Source organism: Roseomonas sp. CAU 1739, assembly GCF_039839775.1.
In the GTDB taxonomy this organism is placed as follows: Bacteria; Pseudomonadota; Alphaproteobacteria; order Acetobacterales; family Acetobacteraceae; genus Neoroseomonas.
On record NZ_JBDOQQ010000033.1, the window covers coordinates 19,674 to 28,407 of the forward strand.

The following is an 8,734-nucleotide window of genomic DNA, read 5'->3' on the forward strand; positions in this document are numbered from 1 at the left end:
CCATGCTCGAAGTTGAAGGCGATGGCATGGTGAAGGTCGGCAGTCGCTTCGACCTTCGCACCAACCAGGCCCCCGATGCCCCCGAGACCGACGGTTTCGAGGGCCCGCGGGAAACCCACGGCTGGGTGCATTCCTACGAGACCGGCTCGACAGTGGACGGGCCGGGCGTGCGCGTCATGCTGTTCATGTCGGGTTGCTTCCTGCGCTGCCAGTATTGCCACAACCCCGACACGTGGAAGCTGAAGGACGGCACGCTGATCGAGCTGTCCCACGCCATCCGGCGCCTGCGCGACTTTGCGCCGGCGCTGCGGGCGATGGGCGGCGGGCTCACCATTTCGGGCGGCGAGCCGTTGGTGCAGATCGGCTTCACCCGGGGCCTCTTTGCCGCGGCGAAGTCGATGGGGCTTCATACGGCGCTTGATACGTCAGGCTTCCTCGGCCACCGGGCCGACGATGACTACATGACCAACGTCGACCTGGTGTTGCTCGACATCAAGAGCGGCGACCCCGACACCTACCGCCGGGTGACCGGGGCCGAGCTCGCGCCGACGCTGCGCTTCGCCGAACGGCTCAGCGCCATGGGCAAGGCGGTCTGGGTGCGCTTCGTGCTGGTGCCTGGCCTGACCGACGATCCCGAGAACATCCGTAAGGTCGCCGAGTTCGTCGCGCCGATGAAGAACGTCGAATGGGTCGAGGTGCTGCCCTTCCACCAGATGGGCGCCTTCAAGTGGAAGGCACTCGGCCTCGACTACAAGCAGGTGGATACGCCGATACCGACGAACGACCAGGTGCAGGCGGCGCTTGGCATCTTCCGCGGCGCCGGCTGCCGGGCGCGCTGACGAAGCCGACAAGGGGGGAGTGATCAATGGCCTTCGTCAGTGAGCTGATCGGCACGCAGCCGATCCTCGCCATCTTTCTCGCCATCGGCCTCGGCTACGCCGTCGGGCAGATCAATATCCTCGGCTTCTCGCTCGGCATCGGAGCGGTGCTCTTCGTCGGGCTGTTCCTCGGCGCTATCGCACCCAAGGCACAGATCGCCGGGCCGATCGGGCTGATCGGCCTGATCATGTTTCTCTACGGCATCGGCATCCTCTATGGGCGCCAGTTCTTCGAGGGGCTGACAGGGCCAGGAAGAATCTACAATTTGCTTGCCCTCGTCGCCGTCGTGGCCGGGCTGCTGGTCGCGCTTTTCTTCGGGTGGATCTTTGGCGTGCGGCTCGGCCACACACTCGGCCTCTTCGCCGGCTCCATGACCAGCACGGCGACACTGCAGGCCGCACTGGATGCAATGAAGAACAACGAGCCTTCGATCGGCTATTCCGTCGCCTATCCCTTTGGCGTGATCGGGCCGATCCTCTGCTTCTACTTCCTGACGCGGAAGGTGAAGCCGAGCTTCCCGCCCAAGCCCGCCCGCTTCCATATGGGCGAGATCACTATCGAACGCCTGCCCGACGGCGGTGGTACGCTCGGCAAGCTGATGTCATTGCTGCCCGAAGGCGTGCAGGTCGCGACAGTGCGGCAGGAGCATCGCAACCGCCTGCCCGATCCCGACCTCGAACTGCACATCGGCGACGCGCTGATGATCGCCGGAGATCGGGCCGAGGTCATCGCAGAGACCGCAGCGCTGCTCGGCCGTCTCGACCCGGGGCGCATTGCCAAGGACCGCGCCGACCTCGCCTACCAGCGCTTCTTCGTCTCGAAGGCGGCGCTGACCGGCCGCAAGCTCGATGAGATCCCGATGCCGGCGGGCACCGAGATACGCATCCTGCATATCCGCCGCTATGACGTGGACGTCGTGCCGTCGCCCGACCTGATGCTGGAGATCGGCGACCGCGTGGGCGTGCTCGTGCCCGCCGACCAGATCGCCGTGGCGCGGGCGCATTTCGGTGACACGGTGAAGTCGGCCGCCGAATTCTCCTACGTCTCGGTGGGCTTCGGGATGGTGCTCGGTGTGCTTTTGGGCCTGGTACCGATTCCGATCCCGGGTGTCGGCACGGTTACGCTGGGCATCGGCGGCGGGCCGCTGATCGTGGCCCTGGTTCTTGGGCGTCTGCGGCGTACGGGCCCGATCTCTTGGGTGATGCCGCTGCCGGCCAACATCGTGCTGCGCAATTTCGGGCTGACGCTGTTCCTGGCCGCGGTCGGAATCAATTCGGGCCAGGCCTTCGTCACCACCGTTGCCTCGCAGGGGCCACTGCTGCTGATCATCGGTGCGCTGGTGTTGTTGACCACTGTGGGCATCGTCCTCGGCGTCGGCTTCTACGTGCTGAAATTGCCCTATGATGACCTGCTCGGCGTCGCCTCGGGGGCCACGGGCAACCCGGCGATCCTGGTCTATGCCACACGCATGGCGCCGACCGAGCGGCCGGATATCGGCTACGCGATGATCTTTCCCTCGGCGACCATTGTGAAGGTTATCGCGGTGCAGATTATCGGTCTGATCGCACTCGGCGGCTGAGCAGCGCCCATGCCAGAAGTCCGCGCGGGGGCGCTGGCGGGCATCGAAGGGCGGCTGCCGCCCGAGATCGCCGCCAAGGCCGAGGCGGACGGCGTCGCCAAGGCGGGGCAGGACGCGATCACGCTGGTCACGCTCGGCGTGCTGGGCGGCGCCTTCATCGCCTTTGGCGCGATCTTCTCCAACGTCGCACTGACCGGGGCGGAAGCCGCGATGCCCTTCGGCATGGCGCGCGTCGTCGCCGGTCTGGTCTTTGCGCTCGGGCTGAGTCTGGTGCTGCTCGGCGGGGCGCAGATCTTCACCGGCGACGTGCTGATGGTGATGGCCTGGGCGAGCGGGCGTCTCGCCCTCCACCGGGTGCTGCGTGCCTGGGCGCTGGTCTGGGTTGGCAATCTAGCGGGGGCGGTCGGCACAGCCGCACTGGTCTTCCTGGCTCAGCACTTCCTGTTTGGCAGTGCCCAGGTGGGGGCAACCGCGTTGCGCACGGCGCAGGCCAAGGCATCGCTGCCCTTCGGCCAGGCCTTCCTGCTCGGCATCCTGTGCAACACGCTGGTCTGCATGGCGGTGTGGCTGTCGCTGTCGTCTCGCCTGCCGGCGCACCGCATGATCGTGGTGATGTTGCCGATCGCCGCCTTCGTCGCCGCAGGCTTCGAGCACGCGGTCGCGAACATGTACTTCATCCCCTTCGGCCTGATGATCAAGGCCGGTGCATCGGAGGGGTTCTGGCAGGCGGCGCGGCTCGACCCCGCGGCCTTCGCCCGGCTGGACATGGCGGGGGCGGTGCGCAACCTGCTCGCCGTCACGCTCGGCAACGTCGTCGGCGGGGCGGTGCTCGTGGCCGGCGTCTACTGGTTGCTGTATCGGCGAGGCCTTCGCGCCGACCGCTGAGGCGGGCTCACTCCCGCCTGGCTTCGAGGATCAGCGCGCCGTCCTCCATGCGCGCTATAATCCGGTCGCCGTCGAGGCTTGCCGCGCCACCTGGCCTCAGTTCGATCCGCGTGGCCGTTTCGGGTCGCTGCACCACGATGCGCGCCGTTGCGGCATCGACGCCTTCAGGCAAGGCCAGGCGGGCCTGGCCCGGCACCGAGAGATCCGCGTCGGGCAGCCGGATCTCCCTAGCGGCATCCCGGCGCCGGACGCGGATCGAGACCGTGCCCGAGATCCAGCCGCGCCAGCGGTCGATGAGCGAGCCGCTGCGCAGCGTGAAGCCGGCGGTGACCGCCCGCGTTTGCGGCACATAGGCGAGGCGTACGGCCGAGGCGTTTGCCGCACTGCGGGCGTGGAAATTCGCCTGGACGAACTCCTCCTCCGGCGCCAGGCGATAGACGGTGCGTTCGAAGGCTCGGCTCTGCGGCATCAGCCCGTGTTCTCCGAAGGACGCGGAGAGGTCGGCCTCACGTGTCTGCCCGGTCTCCATGGCCGGCAGCAGGAGTGCGACGGATAGCCGCCAACCCTGCGTCGCGGCGGGCGGCGCTGGAGCGGCGACCGGCTCCCCGACGCGCAGGATGAGGCGTGCCCGATCCGAGGTGTGCAGCCCGCGCAGCATGACCGTGACCGAGAGGAGATAGGTGCCGGGGCGTTCCGCCCGCATGCGCTGGCAGGTCGACAGGCGTAGCGTCGACGGGTCCTGGTCGGCGAAATCTTCTGGAGACTGGCAAGGCAATGACGCGTCGAGCGGGCCGGAGCGGATGCCGGTCACGGGGCCGAGCGCGCTCCAGGTCGCATAGTCCGCGCCGGGGGCGTCGATGCGGCAGGTGACGGTGCCAGGGGACGGGACATCGATGACAGGGATCATGCCGGCGCCATCCGCGACGAGGCTGATGCTGCCCGCTGTCTCGTGACCATCGGCGGTGCAGGTCAGTGCGTGAAGGACGGGCGGGTAGCCCGCGCTGACGACGCCGAGCGCATACTGCACACCGACCACGGCGACGCCGCCGGCGAAGGCCGCGGCAGAGGCAACACCAAGCGCGCGCAACACGGCGCGGCGGCGCCGCTTGTCGGGGTTGGAGGAGTCCGTGTCGGGCATGCGGCACAATACTGACGATCCACATTCGCAGGCGAAAGCCTGTTCCTGATTTCCGACGCACCCCGTTTCCCGGACGCCCACCGCTTACGCGACCTAGTCCTTCGAGGGCAGGTGTTGTGCTACCGTCACGCTCTTCGTGCCGCACTTTCGGGGGTGCAGACGGCGGCGCGCCTGACTGCCCACTGTGCCAACGTGACGCCTTGCGGCCACTGTCGCATTGCATTCGGCGTGACGTTGATGTCGATCGACTTCGCACTTCGCACTTCGCACTTCGCATTGCGCACCCGTGCCGAAGACGACGCCGTGTGCTGGCAGTACGGCAATGTCAGAGTGCGATTCCTTTCGCCTGGGCGAGTGAGGTAAGCTTGCGACGCCGCACCGATCGCGCCAGGGCGCCGCACGGTGTCCGACCGCGACCGTTCTTGGACGGGAGGAAAGGCAATGACCATGCGCAATTCCAGCACCAACCTCGCAACTATCGTCGGGCTCGGCCTACTCGCGGTCAGTCCTGCCCTGGCACAGCAATCCCAACAACAAACTGGCGAAGTGCGCGTCGGCACGCTGCGATGCGACGTGGGCGCCGGCGTCGGATTCGTGTTCGGTTCGACGCGTGATGTGACCTGCGTCTTCTCTCCCGCGCAGGGCACCACCGAGCGGTATCGCGGCGAGATCCGGCGCTACGGCGTGGATATCGGCTTCACGACGGCATCTGTGATGCTGTGGGGCGTGCTGGCTTCGACTGGCAATGTCCGGCCAGGGGCCTTGGCAGGAACTTTCGTTGGTGCCTCTGCCGGGGCCACGGTTGGCGTCGGTGGCGCTGCCAATCTGCTGGTCGGTGGTGGAGACCGGGGCATATCGCTGCAGCCCCTGAGCATCGAGGGGAGCAAGGGCCTGAATGTCGCCCTCGGCGTCGGTGAATTGAGGCTTGAGCCCGCAAGCTGAATGGTGCGCGGGGGCCGATCACTGGCCCCCCGCCGCCGCTTACCGGCTACAGGTGACATGAAGTGACATTCCGTACGGCGCGAATTGGCGCCGGAGCCTGCAGCGCTCCGGCGCCAGTTGCGTACCTGCAGCTTGTCGTGCTCCGGCCTCGAACCCGGAGGCCTAGCAGTCGTAGACGCCAGCTGCGCATCGACGCGATGTACGGCGTGCCGTGCCGGCGACACTAACCGGCGTAAGCGGTCGTCCGACCACGGCTTCCGCGGTTGATACGACACGCGGCATGTGGCCAGTCACCCGACTGCCGAATTCGAGCGACAGGGCCCCGACGCCAAGCCCCAGAATGATCCAACAGATACGTCTTCCCAACGTCATGGCTGCCTTCCTCCACGCCTGAAATGGGCCGGCAATTCACTCACTCGTTCGCGTGCCTGCTCGAGCGTGATGCTCGTCGCGCCCGCAGGTGGCTGGAACGTGAAATCAGTGGTGGCCACATCTGTGCCCGTCCTCCAGTTCCGCAACTGGATCGTGTACTGCGGCGCGTTGGGCAGCCCTTTCGTGGTGATCACATATCGCACCGGATATGGCCGCTCACCCTGCGCGATCCAGATCTGCCAATCGACCTCCTCGGTGCGGAAGGCGAGCCAGTCACATTCGACGCCGCCGATCACGCCGCTACCGACATCCTTGGAGTCGAAGACCTCGCTCATCAGCGCATCGTATGGGTTTGACACCAACAGATCGGCCGCCGGAAGCGGGCGGTGATACCTCTCCCGCAATTGGTCAACCAGTTGGTCGACAGTGCCTGCCGCCTGGACCTGCATGTATGCGTTGACGTTGCGGCCAAGCAGCGTGAACGTCCGGCTGTCGAACACCATCTCGATATCGGCAAATCCGCCTTGCCGCGTGGCGCGGACGCGGTCAGGCCTGCGCAATGCTACCGTGCCGGAACTGGCCAAGCCGAGCTTTTGGCCGGCCTCCGTCACAATCTCGAAGGTCGCATCATAATCGAACGAGACCTGCTCCTGCCGGGCAACGTAGTCGGACATTGCCCGGAGTAGCCGCTGCGCCTCCGGGGAAACAGTATAGCGGACGAGCTCAACCCGCCGGTTCAGCGCGCGCCCTTGCGCCGTATCATTGGTCGCCACCGGGCGATCCTGCCCCGCGCCGGAGGCGGTGAGGCGGCCGGCATCAACGCCGCGCTGAACGAGCGCTGCCTTGATGGCTTCGGCCCGTTCGAGCGACAGCGCCTGGTTGCGCTCCCGGACGCCCGTAGTGTCCGTGTGGCCGACAATCCTCAACCGCCATTCCGGTAAATTCGCCATCGCCCTGGCGATGTCATCAAGCAGAGGTGCTGATGCGGGCTGGATCACCGCCTGATCGATGTCGAAGCGGATGCCATAGAGTTCGTACTGCTGTCTGGTTGCGAGGGCCTGCTCCATCACCTCGCGGCGATACGGCACGGCCTGCTCGTCGGCGGTTTGCGCCCAGGACATTGGCGCAGACGCCGACAATGAACCGGCAATCATGCCGGCGGCTCCAAGCATCTTCAGTGATGTTGACTGTCGCATACAGGCCTCACTTTACCGTGCAGACACCGACGTTCTATCGGGCGTAGCATTCGGCGCAGGCGGCTCATTGCCGCGTGCAGATAGAGAGCTTCAATGCACGCTACGCTTCGCTCTCCGCACTCGCAATCAAATGGTAGGGGCTGCCTGTTCGAGATCCTGCAACACGAGCCGGCACCTGCGGTCCGAGTAGTCGGCGCCACTACGCGCTTAGCGCTTGCATCATAGCCAGGCGGATGGAAAGCGACTGATCCACGGCGACGCTCCGATGCTCGACGGTTGGATCGGATCGCGCCCGCGTCGCGGAAGCCCTTCGAGAGTCGCCATTCCGCGGGACGTGATAATGCATGCCGATGCCCCGACCCGCCTTCGGCACCATACAGCTTGAGCAATCTGACGAATGGGCGACTCTGCTTCCCGCTACATGAAGCTGGTAACGATCGGCGCCGTCAGCGACACTCCGCGTGTCGATCGTCCATCGTGACCATCTGACACGGCGGACTGGCCGGCCAGGGATCATCGCTCCTGCAAACAGCGATGGGACACATCCAGGGAGGCTCAGTCATGAAGCGTGCGACAGCAGCTGCATTTGCCCTCACCTTGGGAGTTGGCCTTGCGCCCACGGCGTGGGCGCAGACCAGTGTCCCGGGACCGGGCGCCACGCAAGGCCAGCCTCAGGCCGGAAGCATGGCGGAAAACCAGGTGCGCAGCCACCTGGAAGCCAACGGCCTGCGGAACATCCGCGATCTGACCATGTTGAGTGATGGCACATGGCGCGCCCAGGTTACCTCGGGGTCCGGCGGCAACGTCCTGGCCACGGTTGATGCCCAGGGCAACATCATGCTGAACACCGGGGTGGCACCGGCGGCGAGCGGCACGCAAGCGCAGCCGCAAGCAACCAGCATGGCCGAGGATCAGGTGCGCAGCCGCCTGGAGGCCGCCGGCCTGCGCAACATTCGCGACCTAACCATGCAGAATGACGGGACATGGCGCGCCCAGGTCACCACGGGGTCATCCGGCAATGTACGGGCCATGGTTGATGCTCAGGGCAACATCACCCTGAACACGGGGGTGGCGCCGGCAGCGATCGCATCGCAAGCGCAGCCACAAACCGCGAGCATGGCCGAGACCCAGGCGCGTAGTCGGCTGGAAGCTGCCGGCCTGCAGAATATCCGCGACCTGACCATGCTGAATGACGGCACGTGGCGCGCCCAGGTCACCTCGGCGCAAGGCAGCAATGTCCAGGCCATGGTTGATGCCCAGGGCAATGTCACGCTGAACACTGGGCTGCCGGCGGCAAGGCCATAGACCCTTTCGGCTGAGAAAAGAGCGTTCTCGCAAAATGGGCGCGCGGGCGCTCGGGCGTAGGCGGGTCCTCTACGCAGTCTAGTTTGGACCCCGCCTGCGTCGTTCGGCCTCCGTCACCCGTAGTGCATTGGGCCGAAGCGTCGTCGATCGCCAATCACGGCACCGGTTTGGCTGTTGTTGCTGGGTCTGGCTTGTATTGCAGGCCCCGATTGTGCGCATTTCGGCGAGGTCCGACATGCGAATGGCCGGGTGCGCACACTGTGGCGCATGCGCGGCCAGGCTGATCAACCGCGCGAGCCGCTTTTGTGCTTCCGCTAGAGCGTGCTGTGTTTATGTGGAAGCATATCCTGAGTTGATGAGGTAGTTGGCGCATTCGGTTGGGCTGACGAGGTCGAGGAGTGCGCCGGCCTTGCGCCAAGTGGTCTCGACGGTCCGCTG

General features: G+C 66.1%; 7 protein-coding genes. 5 read left to right on the forward strand and 2 right to left on the reverse strand.

What is annotated here, in order from left to right; genetic code table 11:
- The first annotated feature begins 2 nt into the window (after positions 1-2).
- From pflA to AAFN86_RS28485, 3 genes are read left to right on the forward strand one after another with little or no spacing between them, the layout of a single operon-like run.
- On the forward strand, positions 3-839 hold the full coding sequence (pflA, locus tag AAFN86_RS28475; RefSeq protein ID WP_347547033.1) for a pyruvate formate-lyase-activating protein: 837 nt from the start codon (positions 3-5) through the stop codon (positions 837-839).
- 26 nt (positions 840-865) lie between these two features.
- Positions 866-2,458 (forward strand): TrkA C-terminal domain-containing protein, encoded by a 1,593-nt coding sequence (locus tag AAFN86_RS28480; protein WP_347547034.1) that lies wholly within the window; start codon positions 866-868, stop codon positions 2,456-2,458.
- A gap of 9 nt (positions 2,459-2,467) precedes the next feature.
- Complete coding sequence (locus AAFN86_RS28485) at positions 2,468-3,343, forward strand: formate/nitrite transporter family protein (RefSeq protein ID WP_347547036.1); 876 nt, start codon at positions 2,468-2,470, stop codon at positions 3,341-3,343.
- A gap of 7 nt (positions 3,344-3,350) precedes the next feature.
- On the opposite strand, the gene AAFN86_RS28490 is transcribed toward AAFN86_RS28485, so the two are convergent.
- A complete protein-coding gene (locus tag AAFN86_RS28490) occupies positions 3,351-4,481 on the reverse strand; it encodes a hypothetical protein (RefSeq protein ID WP_347547037.1) in 1,131 nt (376 codons plus the stop codon).
- Positions 4,482-4,922: 441 nt separating this feature from the next.
- Between AAFN86_RS28490 and AAFN86_RS28495 the strand changes: the two genes are divergently transcribed.
- Entirely contained in the window at positions 4,923-5,423 is a 501-nt protein-coding gene (locus AAFN86_RS28495) for a DUF992 domain-containing protein (protein WP_347547038.1), read from the forward strand.
- Between the two features lie 368 nt (positions 5,424-5,791).
- Here AAFN86_RS28495 and AAFN86_RS28500 read toward each other — a convergent pair whose 3' ends face one another.
- Entirely contained in the window at positions 5,792-6,949 is a 1,158-nt protein-coding gene (locus tag AAFN86_RS28500) for a DUF2092 domain-containing protein (protein ID WP_347547039.1), read from the reverse strand.
- A 603-nt stretch (positions 6,950-7,552) separates the two neighbouring features.
- Between AAFN86_RS28500 and AAFN86_RS28505 the strand changes: the two genes are divergently transcribed.
- Positions 7,553-8,296 carry a hypothetical protein gene (locus AAFN86_RS28505; RefSeq protein WP_347547040.1) on the forward strand — a complete coding sequence of 248 codons (744 nt, stop codon included), beginning with the start codon at positions 7,553-7,555 and terminating at the stop codon, positions 8,294-8,296.
- Positions 8,297-8,734 lie beyond the last annotated feature (438 nt).

Coding starts and splice junctions, on each gene's coding strand:
- pflA (WP_347547033.1), top strand. CDS start 3: ATGCTCGAAGTTGAAGGCGATGGCATGGTGAAGGTCGGCAGTCGCTTC.
- AAFN86_RS28480 (WP_347547034.1), top strand. CDS start 866: ATGGCCTTCGTCAGTGAGCTGATCGGCACGCAGCCGATCCTCGCCATC.
- AAFN86_RS28485 (WP_347547036.1), top strand. CDS start 2,468: ATGCCAGAAGTCCGCGCGGGGGCGCTGGCGGGCATCGAAGGGCGGCTG.
- AAFN86_RS28490 (WP_347547037.1), bottom strand. CDS start 4,481: ATGCCCGACACGGACTCCTCCAACCCCGACAAGCGGCGCCGCCGCGCC.
- AAFN86_RS28495 (WP_347547038.1), top strand. CDS start 4,923: ATGACCATGCGCAATTCCAGCACCAACCTCGCAACTATCGTCGGGCTC.
- AAFN86_RS28500 (WP_347547039.1), bottom strand. CDS start 6,949: ATGATTGCCGGTTCATTGTCGGCGTCTGCGCCAATGTCCTGGGCGCAA.
- AAFN86_RS28505 (WP_347547040.1), top strand. CDS start 7,553: ATGAAGCGTGCGACAGCAGCTGCATTTGCCCTCACCTTGGGAGTTGGC.